The sequence below is a fragment of the Blastococcus sp. SYSU DS0552 genome (assembly GCF_054050815.1).
The window spans coordinates 150,674-165,951 of the sequence record NZ_JBJHAB010000001.1; the positions used below are offsets into that span (position 1 = coordinate 150,674).

15 protein-coding genes and 1 pseudogene are annotated in these 15,278 nt (G+C 75.0%); 12 read left to right on the plus strand and 4 right to left on the minus strand.

Annotation, left to right across the window (positions count from 1 at the left end; genetic code table 11):
• Positions 1 to 3 precede the first annotated feature (3 nt).
• Positions 4 to 876, minus strand: coding sequence for a polysaccharide deacetylase family protein (locus ACI8AG_RS00750; RefSeq protein ID WP_456595522.1), 873 nt, complete (start codon positions 874 to 876; stop codon positions 4 to 6).
• A 136-nt stretch (positions 877 to 1,012) separates the two neighbouring features.
• On the opposite strand from ACI8AG_RS00750, the gene ACI8AG_RS00755 reads away from it, so the two are divergent.
• The 4 genes from ACI8AG_RS00755 to ACI8AG_RS00770 all read left to right on the plus strand — a co-directional run bounded on the left by ACI8AG_RS00755 (position 1,013) and on the right by ACI8AG_RS00770 (position 4,846).
• Positions 1,013 to 1,837 (plus strand): sulfite exporter TauE/SafE family protein, encoded by an 825-nt coding sequence (locus ACI8AG_RS00755; RefSeq protein ID WP_456595523.1) that lies wholly within the window; start codon positions 1,013 to 1,015, stop codon positions 1,835 to 1,837.
• Positions 1,838 to 1,919: 82 nt separating this feature from the next.
• A complete protein-coding gene (locus ACI8AG_RS00760) occupies positions 1,920 to 3,428 on the plus strand; it encodes a class I adenylate-forming enzyme family protein (RefSeq protein ID WP_456595524.1) in 1,509 nt (502 codons plus the stop codon).
• Positions 3,429 to 3,524: 96 nt separating this feature from the next.
• Positions 3,525 to 4,505 (plus strand): phosphotriesterase family protein, encoded by a 981-nt coding sequence (locus ACI8AG_RS00765; RefSeq protein WP_456595525.1) that lies wholly within the window; start codon positions 3,525 to 3,527, stop codon positions 4,503 to 4,505.
• A gap of 56 nt (positions 4,506 to 4,561) precedes the next feature.
• Positions 4,562 to 4,846, plus strand: coding sequence for an SDR family NAD(P)-dependent oxidoreductase (locus ACI8AG_RS00770; protein ID WP_456595526.1), 285 nt, complete (start codon positions 4,562 to 4,564; stop codon positions 4,844 to 4,846).
• Between the two features lie 144 nt (positions 4,847 to 4,990).
• Here the strand turns inward: ACI8AG_RS00770 and ACI8AG_RS00775 are convergent, their stop codons facing one another.
• Positions 4,991 to 5,953, minus strand: a complete 963-nt coding sequence (locus ACI8AG_RS00775; protein WP_456587997.1) for a hypothetical protein — start codon at positions 5,951 to 5,953, stop codon at positions 4,991 to 4,993.
• Positions 5,954 to 6,178: 225 nt separating this feature from the next.
• On the opposite strand from ACI8AG_RS00775, the gene ACI8AG_RS00780 reads away from it, so the two are divergent.
• Positions 6,179 to 6,406: a hypothetical protein gene (locus tag ACI8AG_RS00780; protein WP_456595527.1), complete on the plus strand. Its 228-nt coding sequence runs from the start codon at positions 6,179 to 6,181 to the stop codon at positions 6,404 to 6,406.
• Between the two features lie 29 nt (positions 6,407 to 6,435).
• On the opposite strand, the gene ACI8AG_RS00785 is transcribed toward ACI8AG_RS00780, so the two are convergent.
• Positions 6,436 to 7,407: a zinc-binding dehydrogenase gene (locus ACI8AG_RS00785; protein ID WP_456595528.1), complete on the minus strand. Its 972-nt coding sequence runs from the start codon at positions 7,405 to 7,407 to the stop codon at positions 6,436 to 6,438.
• A 192-nt stretch (positions 7,408 to 7,599) separates the two neighbouring features.
• Between ACI8AG_RS00785 and serA the strand changes: the two genes are divergently transcribed.
• From serA to ACI8AG_RS00815, 6 genes and pseudogenes are all read left to right on the plus strand, one after another.
• Complete coding sequence (gene serA / locus ACI8AG_RS00790; RefSeq protein WP_456595529.1) at positions 7,600 to 8,808, plus strand: phosphoglycerate dehydrogenase; 1,209 nt, start codon at positions 7,600 to 7,602, stop codon at positions 8,806 to 8,808.
• A 45-nt stretch (positions 8,809 to 8,853) separates the two neighbouring features.
• Positions 8,854 to 10,251, plus strand: a complete 1,398-nt coding sequence (locus tag ACI8AG_RS00795; RefSeq protein ID WP_456595530.1) for a thioredoxin family protein — start codon at positions 8,854 to 8,856, stop codon at positions 10,249 to 10,251.
• Positions 10,248 to 10,772: pseudogene (locus ACI8AG_RS00800) on the plus strand (UGSC family (seleno)protein). Before ACI8AG_RS00795 ends, ACI8AG_RS00800 begins: the two are co-directional and overlap by 4 nt.
• A 31-nt stretch (positions 10,773 to 10,803) precedes the next feature.
• Positions 10,804 to 11,406, plus strand: a complete 603-nt coding sequence (locus ACI8AG_RS00805) for a peroxidase-related enzyme (RefSeq protein WP_456595531.1) — start codon at positions 10,804 to 10,806, stop codon at positions 11,404 to 11,406.
• Between the two features lie 31 nt (positions 11,407 to 11,437).
• A complete protein-coding gene (locus ACI8AG_RS00810) occupies positions 11,438 to 12,271 on the plus strand; it encodes an SMP-30/gluconolactonase/LRE family protein (protein WP_456595532.1) in 834 nt (277 codons plus the stop codon).
• Between the two features lie 108 nt (positions 12,272 to 12,379).
• Positions 12,380 to 13,117 carry an HpcH/HpaI aldolase family protein gene (locus ACI8AG_RS00815; protein ID WP_456595533.1) on the plus strand — a complete coding sequence of 246 codons (738 nt, stop codon included), beginning with the start codon at positions 12,380 to 12,382 and terminating at the stop codon, positions 13,115 to 13,117.
• A gap of 3 nt (positions 13,118 to 13,120) precedes the next feature.
• On the opposite strand, the gene ACI8AG_RS00820 is transcribed toward ACI8AG_RS00815, so the two are convergent.
• A complete protein-coding gene (locus ACI8AG_RS00820) occupies positions 13,121 to 14,419 on the minus strand; it encodes a D-arabinono-1,4-lactone oxidase (RefSeq protein ID WP_456595723.1) in 1,299 nt (432 codons plus the stop codon).
• Between the two features lie 201 nt (positions 14,420 to 14,620).
• On the opposite strand from ACI8AG_RS00820, the gene ACI8AG_RS00825 reads away from it, so the two are divergent.
• Positions 14,621 to 15,277: a TetR/AcrR family transcriptional regulator gene (locus ACI8AG_RS00825; protein WP_456595534.1), complete on the plus strand. Its 657-nt coding sequence runs from the start codon at positions 14,621 to 14,623 to the stop codon at positions 15,275 to 15,277.
• Position 15,278: the final 1 nt, after the last annotated feature.

The window sequence follows — 15,278 nt, forward strand, 5'->3', positions numbered from 1 at the left end:
TGGTCAGAACGAGGCGTCCAGCTGGGCGAGCAGCGTGGGGCCGTCCCAGGTCGGCGGCGGCATGATCCGCCGGATGGTCAGCAGCGGGTACGCCCGGTCCTGGGGATCGGCGAGCTGGAACGCCGCCCGGTAGCCGGCCGCTGCCGCGTGGGGCAGCGCCTCCGGCGACCACATCCCGTGCGGGTAGGCCAGCACCTCCACCGGGTGGCCGAGGATCTCGCCCAGCTCGGCCCGCGGCTGGTCCAGCTGCGTCGCCCACTCGTCGCCGGTCAGCCGGTCGACCCGCTGGTGGTCCCAGGTGTGCGCACCGATGGTCATGCCGGCCCGGTCCAGCTCGCGCAGCTGCTCGGCGCTGAGCCAGTCCGCCTTGCCGAGAACCACGGTCATCGGGAAGAAGGCCGCCGGGTAGCCGAACTCCTGGAGCACGGGGAGGCCCACCGAGTGGTGGGTCGCCGAGCCGTCGTCGAAGGTGAGCACGACGGGCCGGTCGGGCAGCGGTGCGCCGAACTGCAGGTGGTCCAGGAGCTCCGGGACGCCGACCGGGGTGCGGCCACCGTCGCGCAGCGCCTGCAGCTGGGCTCGGAAGGCCGCCGGCGGGGTGATCATCGTGCGGGCGTACGCGCTGTCGTCGGCGCGGAACTCGCGCAGCTGGTGGAAGCAGAGCACCGGCACGGTCGACCGGGCCAGCACCTCCTCCGCGGTTGCCGGGGTCGGCGGAGCGCTGGACGGGGCCGGCGTGTCCGCCGGCGTCGGCGTGCCCGGTCCCGACGTGCGGGGGCTGCGCCCGGTGGGAGCGGCCGAGCGGTCGGCGGCCGGGCTGGAGCAGGCCCCGAGCAGGGTGGCCCCGGCCGCGGCGAGGAACGTCCGTCTGCGCACGGCGCCACCCTCGCGGGCGGCCGCCGCCGGGGCAAGGAGGCCGACCGCGGACCCCGCTGACGGGTGCCGCCGGCGGGCCCCTACCGTGCTCGGGGCGAGCCCGGGGCGGGCCGGGGACGAGGAGGTGCGGGGCCGGATGGACGCTCTCCTCCCGGGCGGGCTGCTGCCCGAGGGGCTCACCGGCGGCGTCTTCCTGCTCCTGCTGCTCGCCGCGCTGACGGCCGGGTGGATCGACGCCGTGGTCGGGGGCGGCGGTCTCGTGCAGCTGCCCGCGCTGCTGCTCGTCCCGGGGATGAGCCCCGTGCAGGCGCTGGCCACCAACAAGCTGGCGTCGGTGTTCGGCACCACGACCAGCGCCGTCACCTACTACCGCCGGGTCCACCCCGACCTGCGGACCGCGCTGCCGATGGCCGGGGTGGCCCTGGTGGGCAGCATCGCGGGGGCCTCGGTGGCCGCGGCGCTCCCGGCCGCGGTCTTCAAACCGGTCATCGTCGTCGCGCTCATCGGCATCGCCGCCTTCACGCTGCTGCGGCCGTCGCTCGGCGAGGTGACCGAGCTGCGGCACAGCGGGCGGCGGCACCACGGCGTCGCCGCGGCGGTCGGTGCGGCCATCGGGTTCTACGACGGCATCCTCGGCCCCGGAACCGGCTCCTTCCTGGTGTTCGCGCTGGTGTCGCTGCTGGGCTACGACTTCCTGCACGCCAGCGCCAAGGCCAAGATCGTCAACGTCGCCACCAACCTGGGCGCCCTGGTCTTCTTCGTGCCCTACGGTGCGGTGTTCTGGGGCCTCGGCATCCTGATGGGCGTGGCCAACATGCTCGGTGGCTACGTGGGCTCCCGCACGGCGACCACCCGCGGCAGCGGCTTCATCCGCGTCGTCTTCCTCGTGGTCGTCACCGCGCTGATCGGCCGGCTCGGCTGGGACGTCTGGGCCGAGAACATCCGTCCGCTCGTCGACTGACCCGGCGGACCGGTGGACAGCCGGGTCGTCCGCCGACAGACTGCCGGGACGACGCGGACGGCGAGGTCAGCGGGAGGTTCGGATGCCCTATCCCTTCGACCGGGGCGGCACCGGGACCGGGCCGGACGGCATCCGCCGCTACACCGGCCTGCCGCAGAACCTGGTGCAGCTGCTGCGCGCCGCCGTCGATGCCCACCCCGACGCCGAGGCGCTGGTCGAGCTCGGCGGCGAGCGCGTCACCTACCGGGAGCTGTGGGAGCGGGCGTCCCGCGTCGCCGGCGGGCTCCGGGCGGCCGGGGTGGCACCGGGCGACCGGGTGGCGAACCGGCTGGGCAACGGCACCGACTGGGTGCTCGCCTTCTGGGGGACGCTGCTCGCCGGCGCCGTCGTCGTCCCGGTCAACACCCGGTTCGCCGAGCCGGAGGTGCGCTACGTCGTCGAGGACTCCGGTGCCGCGCTCGTCGTCGGGCCCGGCGCGGCACTGCCCGACGGCGAGCCGCTCGCCGTCACCGACCAGGGGCACACCGACCTGGCCGGGATCTTCTACACCAGCGGCACGACCGGCTTCCCCAAGGGTGCGATGACCACCCACGAGAACTTCCTGTCCAACGTCGAGACCTGCCTGCGCTGCCTCGGGCTGCCGCGGGACGCGCGGCTCTCGACGCTGATCTCGGTCCCGCTCTTCCACGTGACCGGGTGCAACTCCCAGCTGCTGGTCGTCACCGCGGTGGCCGGGACGTCGGTGATCATGCCGGCGTTCGAGGTCGGCGCCTTCCTGCGGGCGATCGAGGAGGAGCGCATCTCCGTGCTCACCACCGTCCCGGCGATCTACTGGCTGGCGCTCCAGCAGCCCGGTTTCGCCGACGTGGACACCTCGTCGGTGCGGGCGGTCAGCTACGGCGGCGCGCCGATCGCCCCGGACCTGGTGCACCGCATCAAGGCGGCGTTCCCGACGGCCCGGGTGGGCAACGGCTTCGGCCTGACCGAGACGTCCTCGGTCTCGACCTACCTGCCCGACGAGTACGCCGCCGAGCACGCCGACTCCGTCGGGTTCGCCGCCCCCGTCGTCGACCTCGACGTGGCCGATCCGGACCCGGCCACCGGTGTGGGCGAGCTGCTGATCCGCGGCCCGAACGTGGTCGCCGGCTACTGGCGCAAGCCCGAGCAGACGGCGGAGACCTTCGTCGACGGGTGGCTGCACAGCGGCGACCTGGCCCGCATCGACGACGAGGGGCTCGTGTACGTCGTCGACCGCAAGAAGGACATGATCAACCGCGGCGGGGAGAACGTGTACTGCGTCGAGGTGGAGAACGCCCTGGCCGCCCACCCCGCCGTGGGCGAGGTCGCCGTCGTCGGCGTGCCCGACCCGATGATGGGGGAGAAGGTCGGCGCCGTCGTCGTCCCGCGTCCGGGGCAGGAGCTCGACCCGGCCGGCCTGCTGGGCTTCGCCCGTGAGCGGCTCGCCGACTTCAAGGTGCCGCAGTTCGTCTCCGTGCGCGCCGATCCGCTGCCGCGCAACCCCGGCGGCAAGGTGCTCAAGCCGCCGCTGCGCGAGCAGACGGACTGGCAGACCGCCCACTCACCGCGCTGAAGAAGGACCACCCTTCCCCCCACGCCTCGCCCGCTCGGCGCGGGCCCCTGAAGGGTGGCCGTCCGGAACACCGCACAACACCTGGGAGGCCCCGCAGTGCCCACCGTCGAGACCGTCCGTGGCCCGATCGACACCGCCGAGCTCGGTGCGACCCTCATGCACGAGCACGTGTTCGTGCTCTCCACCGAGCACGTGCAGAACTACGGCACCGGCGACTGGTGGGACGAGGACGAGCGGGTCGCCGACGCGGTCGACCAGCTGAACGAGCTCAAGGCGCTGGGCATCGACACGATCGTCGACCCGACGGTGTGGGGACTGGGGCGCTACATCCCGCGGGTGCAGCGGGTCGCCGAGCAGACCGACATCAACATCGTCGTGGCGACCGGGCTCTACACCTACGACGAGATCCCGCACCAGTACGAGCACCGCGGCCCGGGGCTGCTGCTCGACCTGCCGCGTGACCCGATGGTCGACGACTTCACCGGCGACATCCGCGACGGCATCGCCGGCACCCGGGTGAAGGCCGCGTTCCTCAAGTGCGTCATCGAGGCGAAGGGGCTCACGCCGGGCGTCGAGCGGACCGTGCGCGCCGTCGCCGCGACCCACCGGGAGACGGGCGCGCCGATCACCGTGCACACCTCGTCGCACACCGGCGCCGGCCGGCTGGCGGTGCAGGTCTTCGGCGAGGAGGGCGTGGACCTCACCAAGGTCGTCATCGGGCACGCCGGGGACAGCAACGACCTCGACTACCTGAGCGAACTGGCCGAGGCCGGCTGCCTGCTCGGCATGGACCGGTTCGGCCTCGACATCTACAACCCGACCTCCTCGCGGGTGGACACCATCGTCGCGCTGGCCGAGCGGGGCTACGCCGACCGGATGGTGCTCGCCCACGACGCCAGCTGCTACATCGACTACTTCCCGGGCGTCGAGGGGCAGGCCGCGAAGCAGCAGATCGCGCCGAACTGGAACTACACGCACATCAGCAGGGACGTGCTGCCGATGCTGCGCGAGCGCGGGATGACCGAGGAGCAGCTCCGCCAGATGCTGGTCGACACGCCGCGGCGCTACTTCGAGTAGGGCGGGCGGGCCACCCGGGCGCCGTCCGACGGCACGGCCACCGGATTCCCCGAGGCATGGCCAAGGCCGGCCTCACCGGGTTGGTCCGGTCCTCGGCCGTCGAGCTGGCCCGCCACGGCATCCGGGTCAACGCCGTCCTCCCGGGGTGGATCGCCACGGACATGACCGCCGCCGCGCAGTCGTCGTCGACCGTCACCGACCGGGTGATCTCGCGCGTCCCCGCCGGCGGCTGGGGCGAGCCGGACGACTTCGCCGGCATCGCCGTCTACCTGGCCGGCGACGCATCGGCCTACCAGACCGGTAGCACCGTGGTGATCGACGGCGGCTACAGCGTCTTCTGAGCACCGGCGCCCGATGCTGTGGTCGCGGGGCGGTCGAGGCCGTGCCGACCGGCACGACCAGCCGGCCCGGTCAGCAGGTGCGCGCCGGGGGTGGTGCGGGGCCGATCCGGGCCGGGCGCCGTCCCGGTGCGGCGCCCGGTGCGCTCAGCGACCCCGCGGTGGCCGGGCGCGGCGCAGCCGGCCGAGGAACCGGCCGGGCGCCGTGGCCTCCGGGCGCTCCGTCGGGAGGGCGATCGAGCCGGCCGTGCGCCGGAGCTCCGTCTCGAGATCGGACCGCCGGCGCTCGAGCTCGGTGACGTCGGCCAGCAGCGCGGCCCGGCGCTCCGCCGCCTGCGCATCCAGGCGGTCCCGGAGCGCCGCCGCCTCGTCGTCCGCGCGCCGGCGTTCCGCCCGGGCGGTCGCCAGCATCCGGACGACCTCGTCCCTGCCCTGCACGCGGAGGTGGGCCACATCGGCCGCGGCCTGCTCCCCGAGACGAGCGGCTTGGTCGGCGGCGCGCTGCTCCACGGCGCGCGCGGCCGCCGCGCGGGCCTCCGCCTCGGCCGCGGCGTCCCGGCGGGCCTGCTCGGCATCGTCGACCACCCGCTGCGCCGCCGCGACCATCGCCTGGGCCCGCGTGGCGGCGTCGGCGATCGTCTCGCCGGCCCGCGCCCGGGCATCCGCCAGCTCGGCCTCGGCGCGGGCCGTGAGCTCGTCGGCCTGCCTGCGGGCCGTGGCGCGAAGGGCCTCCGCCTCGGCCGTGATGCCCTCGGCCTGGTCGGCCGCCGCGGCGAGCATCGACCCGATGCGGTCCGACAGTCGCAGGAACTCGCCGCCACCGGCGGAGTGGTCGAGCAGCTGGCGCGCGTCGTCGAGCGCGGCCTGGGTCTGCAGGCAGCGGGCGAGCAGGTGCTCGCGCTCCCGGTCCGCCGTGGCGAGTTCGTCCTCCGCCCACTGGACGTAGGTGTCGACCTGGAACCGGTCGTAACCGGCCAGCGCCCGGCCGAACATCGGCGCGGCCCGGAAGATGGTGGGCAGGTCCCCGGAGACGTTCGGCGGCGTGCGCTCGGCCGGCGGTGCGCTGCCGATGACCTCGACAGCGCTCTGGTCCTGCGTCGCAGTGCTCATGCCGCTGCCTCCTCCTGTGCTGTTCCGGCGACCATCGCGCTGACGCTAGGTCGGCGGAGCGGCGGCGCGCCCGTCCAGCACGGGGCTCGTCACCCGGCGGGGTGGGGTGCGCACCCGGTCCGGCCGTCGCCTCCGGTGGCCGTCGCTCTGCGTGACGTCCCCCGGTGGGGTGAGTGGCGCCGCGCGGGCGTTCACGGCCGGCCGGCGCGGGGCACACCGTGGCGCATGGCACCGTCCAGCTCCGCCCCGGCCCCGGGCAGCATGACCGTCGACGTCCTGTTCCAGTGGGAGGTGCTGGCCACCGTCGTGCTGGTGGCGGCCGTCCTGGCGATCGCCGCCGTCGTGGCGCTGTCGGCCGCACCGGGGGCGAGCGACCGCTCCGAGTGGCAGCGCTGGCTGGCCGCGCGGTCGCGGACGGGTGCGGAGCCGGGCGGACCGCGCGCGGACGGCTGACCCGCCGCAGCGCGTCGGGCGGAGCCCGGTCAGGCCGTGGAGAGCACGATCTTGTACTGGCCGGGTCGCGGCTGGATCGCCGCCGCGAAGGCGGCCTGGACGTCGTCGACCGGGTGGACGTCGCTGACGTAGACGTCGCGCAGCTCCGGGTGTGCGGCGAGGTAAGTGCCCGCGTTCCGCAGCACCCGCGCGCGCTCGAGCGTGACCCCGGCGCGCAGGGTCAGGTTCTTCCGCAGGAAGGTGATCATGTCCAGCGGGTAGACCGGGTCGTCGGGGATGCCGAAGTAGAGCAGTTCGCCGCCCGGTGCGACGGCGACCAGGCAGTCCTGCAGCGTCGTCACCTGGTGGCCGACGGCCTCGACGACGACAGCGGGCCGGTCGGCGTCGCCGAGGGACGCCGCCCACAGGCTCGCGCCGGCGGTCACCGTCTCGTCGACGCCGAAGACGTCGGCCGCGGCGCTGCGGTCGACCCGGTCGACCCCGACGACGACACCGGCGCCGCGCTGCTTGAGCACGTGGCTGAACAGCAGCCCGATGGGCCCCTGGCCGACGACGGCGACCACCTTCCCCCGCACGTCACCGAGCTGCTCGGCGGCGTAGAGGACACAGGCGAGCGGCTGCAGCATCACGGCCGTGGTCGGCGCCAGCGCGGTGTCGTAGCCGGCCAGCCCGTCGCCGTCGGTGACGACCAGCTCGGCGATCCCGTCGAAGGCGGCCGCCCAGCCGACGACCAGGTCACCGGGGGAGTGCGCGGGGTGCCGGCTGGCGACGACCTCGCCGACCACCTCGTGCAGCGGGAAACCGGGCGCCCGCGTCGTCCGGTTCGCAGGGTCCGCGGCGTGCAGGAACGGCGCGCCCTTGAAGAACGGCAGGTCGCTGCCGCAGATGCCGCCCGCCCTGGTGGCCAGCAGGACCTGCCCGTCCGCCAGGTCCTCGGCGCGCGGCGCGGTGACCTCCACCCGCTCGAAGGTGAACGGTCCGCTCAGCCGCTGCGCCCACACGCCGGTCGCCTCCCGTCGCCACGGTCGCCGTGGCGCGGCCGTCCGGGAAGTGAACCAGCGCCCGGCCCCGAGCGCAGCGGGACACCGGTCGCAGGCCGGGTCGGTGCCGCCGGGATACTGGGCAGGTCGCGCACGCGCGGCGACGCGTCGGCGCACCGGGCCGGCGGTTCCACGGTCGAGGAGGTCCCGGACGTGCCCAGAGCGCTGCTGCTGGAGAACATCGACCCGGTCGCGACCGAGATCCTCGGTGCCGCCGGTTACGAGGTCGAGTCGTTGCGGGGTGCGCTGGACGAGGCCGACCTGATCGCCGCGCTCGACGGGGTCGACGTGCTCGGTATCCGGTCCAAGACGCAGGTGACCGCCGAGGTGCTGCGCAGCCGTCCGGGCCTCTCGGCGCTGGGCGCCTTCTGCATCGGCACCAACCAGATCGACCTGACCGCGGCCGCGGCGGCGGGCGTGGCGGTGTTCAACGCGCCGTTCTCGAACACCCGCAGCGTGGTGGAGATGGCGATCGCCGAGATCATCATCCTGGCCCGGCGGCTGGTCGACCGCGACCGCGCGCTGCACGCCGGCACCTGGGACAAGTCGGCCGCCGGCAGCCACGAGATCCGCGGGCGGACGCTGGGCATCGTCGGTTACGGCAACATCGGCAGCCAGCTCTCGGTGCTCGCCGAGGCGCTCGGCATGCGGGTGCTCTTCTACGACCTCGAGGACAAGCTGGCCCTCGGCAACGCGCAGCGCTGCGAGACCCTCGACGAGCTGCTCGAGCGGTCGGAGACCGTCACGCTGCACGTGGACGGGCGGGGCGGCAACGCGGGCATGTTCGGCGCCGAGCAGTTCGCCCGCATGCGGCCGCGCAGCCTGTTCCTCAACCTCTCCCGCGGGTTCGTCGTCGACCACGAAGCGCTGCGCGAGAACATCCTGAGCGGGCACATCGCCGGAGCAGCGGTCGACGTCTTCCCCGAGGAGCCGCGCGAGCAGGGCGACGCGTTCACCTCCGTGCTGCGCGGCCTGCCCAACGTGATCCTCACCCCGCACGTCGGCGGCTCGACGCAGGAGGCCCAGCACGACATCGGGCGGTTCGTGGCCGGCAAGCTCGTCGACTACACCGCCACGGGGACGACGACGCTGAGCGTCAACCTGCCCACGGTCGTCCTGCACAGCACCTCCGCCGACCGCTTCGCGCTGCTGCACCGGAACGTCCCGGGCGTCCTGGCGCGGGTCGACGCGCTCGTCGGCGAGCACGGCCTGAACGTGGACGCCCAGGTGCTGGCCACGCGCGGGGAGCTGGGTTACGCGGTCACCGACGTCAGCGACCCGCTGCCGGCCGATCTGCTGGCCGGCCTCGCCGCCCTGCCGGAGACCGTCCGCCTGACGAGGTTCGGCCCCCGGGCGGGCTGACCCGCGCGCCTGGCCGGGGGGCCGGCGCCTCGGTACGGTCGCGGCGTGCGGCTCCCCGACGGTCTCGTGGCCGTGGTGAAGCGCGACTGCCCCACCTGCGTCCTCGTCGAGCCGGTGCTGCGGCAGCTCGGCGCCGCCGTCTGGTGCCAGGACGACGCCGGGTGGTTCGACGGTGACGACACCGGCCTGGAGCTGTCCTACCGGCTGGGCATCGAGACCGTGCCGACCCTGCTGCGCGTGGCCGACGGCGCCGAGACCGCCCGGGTGGTCGGGTGGAGCCGCGAGCAGTGGGTCGAGCTGACCGGGGTCCCGGGACTCGGTGCGGGGCTGCCCGAGCACCGGCCCGGCTGCGGTTCGCTCTCGGTGGACCCCTCGCGCGTCGACGGGCTGGAGGCCCGCTACGGCGGCAGCGGGCTGGCGAGCCGGCGGGTCGAGCTCGCCGAGCTGGAGGACGAGCACGAGGCGCTGTTCGACCGCGGCTGGACCGACGGGCTGCCCGTCGTCCCGCCGACGCCGGAGCGGGTGCTGCGGATGCTGCGCGGCACCACCCGCGATCCCGCCGAGGTCGTGGCCGTGGTGCCGCCCGACCTCGTCGAGTGCACGGTGGAGAAGGTGGCGGTCAACGCGGTCATGGCCGGCTGCCTGCCCGAGCACCTGCCGGTCGTGCTGGCCGCCCTGGAGGCCGCCGCCGCCGCGGAGTTCGCCCTGCACGGGCTGCTCGCGACGACGTACTTCTCCGGGCCGCTCGTCGTGGTGAACGGACCGGTGGCCGCGCGGATCGGCATGAACAGCGGGGTCAACGCCCTGGGGCAGGGCAATCGCGCCAACGCCACCATCGGCCGCGCCCTGCAGCTCGTGGTCCGCAACGTCGGTGGCGGCCGCCCCGGTGAGGTCGACCGGGCGACGTTCGGCAACCCGGGCAAGTTCACCTTCTGCTTCGCCGAGCGCGAGCACGACAGCCCGTTCACCCCGCTGGCCGCCGACCGCGGCGTCCCCGGGAACGCCGTCACCGTCTTCGCCGGGTCGGGCGTGCAGCCGGTGGTCGACCAGCTCAGCCGCGATCCCGGGTCGCTGGCCCGCACGTTCGCCGCGTGCCTGCGGGTCAACGCCCACCCCAAGCTGCCGATGGCGTTCGACGCGATGCTGCTGGTCTCGCCCGAGCACGGCCGGGTGTTCCGCGACGCCGGCTGGGACCGCGCGCGGCTGCTCGCCGAGCTCGAGGGCCTGCTCACCCTCCCCGCCGACGAGCTGGTGCGCGGTGCCGGTGGCATGGCCGAAGGGATACCCGCCGGTCCGGCCGGGGGCGACCTGCCCAAGTTCCGGCCCGGCGGTCTGCTGGTCGCGCACGCCGGCGGCGACGCCGGGTTGTTCAGCGCGATCATCGGGGGCTGGGTGGCCGGGGAGACCGGGAGCGTCCCGGTGACCAGAGAGGTGCATGCATGAGGACCGTCCTGGACCCGACCGGGGAGCAGCGGGCGGCCGCCCGCGAGCTGCTGCCCCGCCCTGCCTCGCTGCGCGGCCGCCGCGTGGGGCTGCTCGACATCAGCAAGGCGCGCGGCGACGTCGTCCTCGATCGCCTGGCCGAGCTGCTCACCGCCGACGGGGCGGTCGTGCGCCGCTACCGAAAGCCGACCTTCGCCCGCACCGCCCCGGTGGACCTGCGGCACGAGATAGCCGAGCAGTGCGAGGTGGTCATCGAGGCACTGGCCGATTAGGGCTCGTGCACGTCGTGCAGTGTGCACGACATCGCCGACCTCGAGCGCCGCGGCGTCGTCGGGGTCTTCCTCGCCAGCGAGGCCTTCGCCGAGGCCGCCCGGGTGCAGGGTGCGGCGCTGGGCTTCCCCGCGCCGTGCGTGCTGGTGCCGCATCCGGTCCAGGACCGCACCGACGCGGAGCTGCGGTCGGCCGCGGAGTCGGCGTACCCCGCGGTGCTCGCCGCCGTCACCGCGGCCTCCGGCGGGTGACGTGGGACGCCCGCGCTGCCAGGGTGGGCCGATGACCGAGATGCCGATCAGCCGCTTCCCCCTCCGGTCCACCGGCGAGCTGCCCCCCGACCTCGCCGAGCGCTACGCGGAGGTCGCGGAGCGATCCGGGTTCCTGCCCAACGTGTTCGCCGCGCTGGCCTGGCGGCCGGACGAGGCCCGGGCGTTCTTCGCCATGCACGACGCGCTCATGGACAAGGAGACGCCGGGGCTGTCGAAGGCCGACCGGGAGCTGATCGTGGTGGCCACCAGCGCCGGCAACGACTGCCTGTACTGCGTCGTCGCGCACGGCGCCGTCGCCCGCATCCGCACGAAGGACCCGCACATCGCCGACCACGTCGCGGTCGACTGGCGCAAGGCGCCGCTGTCCCCGCGCATGCACGCCGTGCTCGCGGTGGCCACCCGCCTGGCGGCCGACCCGGCGGCGGTCACCGCCGAGGATCTGGCGGGTCTCGCCGAGCACGGGCTCACCGAGGACGACATCTGGGACGTCGGCATGATCACGTCCTTCTTCGCGCTCTCCAACCGGTTGGCGCACTTCGCGGCGATCACCCCGAACCCGGAGTTCTTCCTGATGGGCCGGCTGCCGCGGACCGCCGAGGCACCGTCCGCCTGACCCACGGGCGGGTGCGCGCTACGGTCCGCCGGTGACCGCTCCGACGACGACCGTGCTCGCCGACGACCTCGGCTTCCCGGAGGCCCCGCGCTGGCACGCGGGCCGGCTGTGGTTCTCCGACTTCCACGACCGCGTGGTGCGCCGGATGCCCGCCGCGGGCGGCCCCGAGGTGGCGCTGGAGTTCGACGACAGCCCGTCGGGGCTGGGCTGGCTGCCCGGGGGTGACCTGCTGGTCGTCTCCATGGTGCGGCGGGCGCTGCTGCGGGTGGGGGAGGACGGCATCCGGGTGCACGCCGACCTGACCGGCGTGACCCGGTTCCGGGCCAACGACCTGCTCGTCGACGCGGCCGGCCGGGCCTACGTCAGCAGCTTCGGCTTCGACCTCGAGGGCGGCGACGCCCCCGAGGCGACCGATCTGGTCCGCGTCGACCCCGACGGCTCGGTCTCCGTCGCCGCGGCGGACGTCGTCTTCCCCAACGGCATGGTGCTCAGCCCCGACGGCCGCACCCTCGTCGTCGCCGAGACCTACGGCGCGCGGCTGACGGCGTTCGACGTCGCGCCGGACGGGGCGCTCTCCGGTCGCCGCGTCTTCGCCGAGCTTCCGGGGGTCGCCCCCGACGGCATCTGCCTGGACGCCGAGGGGCAGGTGTGGGTGGCCACCGCACGTACGCCGGAGGTGCTCCGGGTGCGCGACGGGGGAGAGGTGACCGCCCGGGTCGAGGTGGGCAGCGGCTCGCTCTCCTACGCCTGCGCGCTGGGCGGGGAGGACGGCCGAACCCTCTTCGTGTGCACCGCGCCGAGCTGGCGTCCGGGCCCGCGCGCCGGCCGCATCGAGGCCGCCCGGGTGGAGGTCGGCGCCGGCTGAGTGCCGCGGCTGGGCGTGCCCTGCTCGCGCGGACGGTGCCGCTCGGTCGCGCACGCCGCGCCGTGCGCGCAGGATCGAACCGGTTCGGGTGCGGAGAGGGAGGGCCGAATGGCGGGCAGCGCGGCGGGGTTGCGACGGCGGTGGTCGCAGGGCCGGGCCTGCCACGGGCTGTGGAACGTGCTGCCCGGGGCGGTGACCGGTGAGCTGCTCGCGCGGACCGGCGCCGACTACGTGGTCGTCGACCTGCAGCACGGGGCGACGACCGAGGCCGAGCTCCCGGGGATCTGCGCGGCGGTCACCGCCGCCGGCTCGGTGCCGCTGGCCCGCACCCGCAGCGCCCTGTTCCCCGACGTCGGGCGGCCCCTGGATCTGGGCGTTGGTGGCGTGATCGTGCCCAACGTCCGCGACGCCGAGCACGCCCGCGAGATCGTCGCCGCCTGCCGGTACGCGCCGGGCGGGGGACGGTCGGTCGGCCGGCTCTCCGGCGGGGCGGAGGAGCCGCTGGTGTTCGTGATGGTGGAGGCGGCGTCCATGCTCGCCGATCTCGACGCCGTCCTCCGCGTGGAGGGCATCGACGGTCTCTACGTGGGCCCCGGCGACCTCGCGTTGTCGCTGGAGCTAACCGGCGCCGACCGGCGGACCGAGCTGCGCACCGTCCTCTCCTCGATCATCGCCCGGGCGCGGGCCGCCGGGGTTCCCGTCGGGGTGCACGCCCGCAGCGGCGAGGAGGCGGCGGGCTTCGCCGCGGAGGGCGCCACCGTGGTCACCGTGGCCGTGGACGCCGTCTCGCTGGGCGAGGCCGCGGCGCACCACCTCGGCGTCGCCCGGGACGCCGGCCCCGGCTGACCGTCACCCGAACGCGGCGACGGTCCGGTCCAGGAAGTCGTTGCGGAAGGCGCCACGCGGATCGAAGCGGCGGACCAGCTCCCGGAACGCGGGCATCCGCGGGTACAGCGCGGCGAGCTCGTCGGCGCCCGTGGTGAAGAGCTTCCCCCAGTGCGGTCGGGCGCCGAAGGGGCGCAGCGCCGCCTCGATCTCCGGCAGCAGGGCGCGCACGGGCGCCTCCTCGGGCAGCCAGGTGAAGTGCAGCGCCAGGACGTCCCCGCCGTAGGCCGGGCTCAGCCACAGGTCGTCCGCCGCCACGGTGCGCAGCTCGCTCACCTGGAGGAGCGGGGCGATCCGCGGCGCGAGGGAGCGCAGCGCGTCGCAGGCCTGCTGCCCGTACCGGCGCGGGACGAAGTACTCGGTCTGCAGCTCGTCGCCGTTGCTGGGGGTGAAGCCGGTCCGGAAGTGCGGCAGCCGTTCGTGCCACTCGCCGGGCAGGCCGAGCTGGTCGGTCAGGTTCTCGACCGGGGTGCCGGGCAGCATGTGCGTGGGCTCCGTCGCGGCCCGGGCGCCGAAGAACTCCTCCGGCGTGACGTCGTGCTCGTCGGTGCGCGCCTTCACCCACACCTGCGTCACCTCGTGCCAGTCGGTGAACACGCTGACGCTGTAGGCGGCGTCGGCCACCGCGTCGAAGTCGGCGAACAGCCGGTCCCAGGTCAGCCCGACGAAAACGGTAGTGCGGACCTGGAAGGTCGGCTGGAAGCGCAGGCCGATCCGGGTCACCACCCCGAGCGCACCCAGGTGGACGACGGCGCCGGCGAGGTCGGGGTGGCCGGCCCCCAGCGTCACGAGCTCGCCGTCGGACCGGACGAGCTCCAGACCCGCCACCGCGGTGCTGAGCGAGCCGCTCCGGTTGCCCGACCCGTGCGTTCCGGTGGCCGTGGCCCCCACGACGGTGATGTGCGGCAGCGAGGCGAGGTTGTGCAGCGCGAAACCCTGCTCGGCCAGGCGGGGCACCACCTCGCTGTAGCGCGCGCCACCGGGGATCCAGGCGACGCCGCCGGCCTCGTCGCTGCCCCGTTCGACCGTCACCTCGCCGGGCAGCACGTCGAGGGCCACCAGTTCGGCGGTGGTGTCGGCGATGTCGTTGAAGCAGTGCCGCGAGCCGAGCGCCTTGACCCGGTGGCCGGCGGCGACGACGGCCTGCAGCTCGGCGAGGCTGGTCGGCCGGTGCAGCCGCGCCGCGCGGTAGGAGACGTTCCCGGCCCAGTTGGTCCCCGGCCCCGTGGTACCCGCCGGGGCACCGGACGACATCTCGTGCATGCTCACTCGCGATCTGCTGGGGGAGGGCGACCGGGCCGCCCGCCGGAGGAGTCGATGATGCGCGACGCGGGTCGCGCGCCCTCCGGCCGCCCCGTGGACGACGGCCACGGCCTAGGGGGCGCCCCGGCGGGGTCGGCGGCGTGCGCCGGCTCGCGGGCGCGGTGTGGCAGGCTGCTCCGGCCCGGTTCTCTCGGAGGTGGCATGCCAGGCGCGGAGCAGGAGCAGCTGCCGGTGACCGACCGGGGCCGGCGGACGCGGGCCGCCCTGCTGCAGGCCGGGCGCGAGCTGTTCGAGGAGCGCGGGTTCGCCGACGTCCGGATCGACCTGGTGGCGGAGCGGGCCGGCGTCTCGCACGGCACCTTCTACACCTGGTTCGACTCGAAGGAGTCGCTGCTCCGGGCGATCGTGGCCGTCGTCGTCGAGGACGTGTTCGCCGCGACGACCGTCGGCTCGCGGCTGCCGCCGGACGACCCGTACGGGCGGATCGAGGCGGCCAACCGGCTCTACCTCGGCGCCGTCACCCGGCACGCCCGCATCCTCCGGGTGCTCGACTCGCTGGCCGACACCCGTGAGGAGTTCCGGCGGCTGCGGGTCGACGTCCGCGAGGTCTTCGTGCGCCGCGGGATGGAAGGTCTGCTGCGGCTGCAGGAGCTGGGGCTGGCCGACCGCACCCTTCCGCCGCGGGCCACGGCCAGCGCCCTCGGCGCGATGGTCGAGTCGTTCGCGCACCTGTGGCAGGACCCCGTGGAGGACCTGGACGAGGACGCCGCCGTGGACGTCCTGACCCGGCTCTGGGCCGGGGCGATCGGCCTGCCGCCCGCCGCCTGGCCGGACGGCGGGGCCGGTCGCCCCGGCTGAG

What these genes read in the sequence shown, in the direction of transcription:
- ACI8AG_RS00755 (WP_456595523.1), top strand. Translation starts at nt 1,013, where the DNA reads ATGGACGCTCTCCTCCCGGGCGGGCTGCTGCCCGAGGGGCTCACCGGC.
- ACI8AG_RS00760 (WP_456595524.1), top strand. Translation starts at nt 1,920, where the DNA reads ATGCCCTATCCCTTCGACCGGGGCGGCACCGGGACCGGGCCGGACGGC.
- ACI8AG_RS00770 (WP_456595526.1), top strand. Translation starts at nt 4,562, where the DNA reads ATGGCCAAGGCCGGCCTCACCGGGTTGGTCCGGTCCTCGGCCGTCGAG.
- ACI8AG_RS00775 (WP_456587997.1), bottom strand. Translation starts at nt 5,953, where the DNA reads ATGAGCACTGCGACGCAGGACCAGAGCGCTGTCGAGGTCATCGGCAGC.
- ACI8AG_RS00780 (WP_456595527.1), top strand. Translation starts at nt 6,179, where the DNA reads ATGGCACCGTCCAGCTCCGCCCCGGCCCCGGGCAGCATGACCGTCGAC.
- ACI8AG_RS00805 (WP_456595531.1), top strand. Translation starts at nt 10,804, where the DNA reads ATGACCGAGATGCCGATCAGCCGCTTCCCCCTCCGGTCCACCGGCGAG.
- ACI8AG_RS00815 (WP_456595533.1), top strand. Translation starts at nt 12,380, where the DNA reads ATGGCGGGCAGCGCGGCGGGGTTGCGACGGCGGTGGTCGCAGGGCCGG.
- ACI8AG_RS00820 (WP_456595723.1), bottom strand. Translation starts at nt 14,419, where the DNA reads ATGCACGAGATGTCGTCCGGTGCCCCGGCGGGTACCACGGGGCCGGGG.
- ACI8AG_RS00825 (WP_456595534.1), top strand. Translation starts at nt 14,621, where the DNA reads ATGCCAGGCGCGGAGCAGGAGCAGCTGCCGGTGACCGACCGGGGCCGG.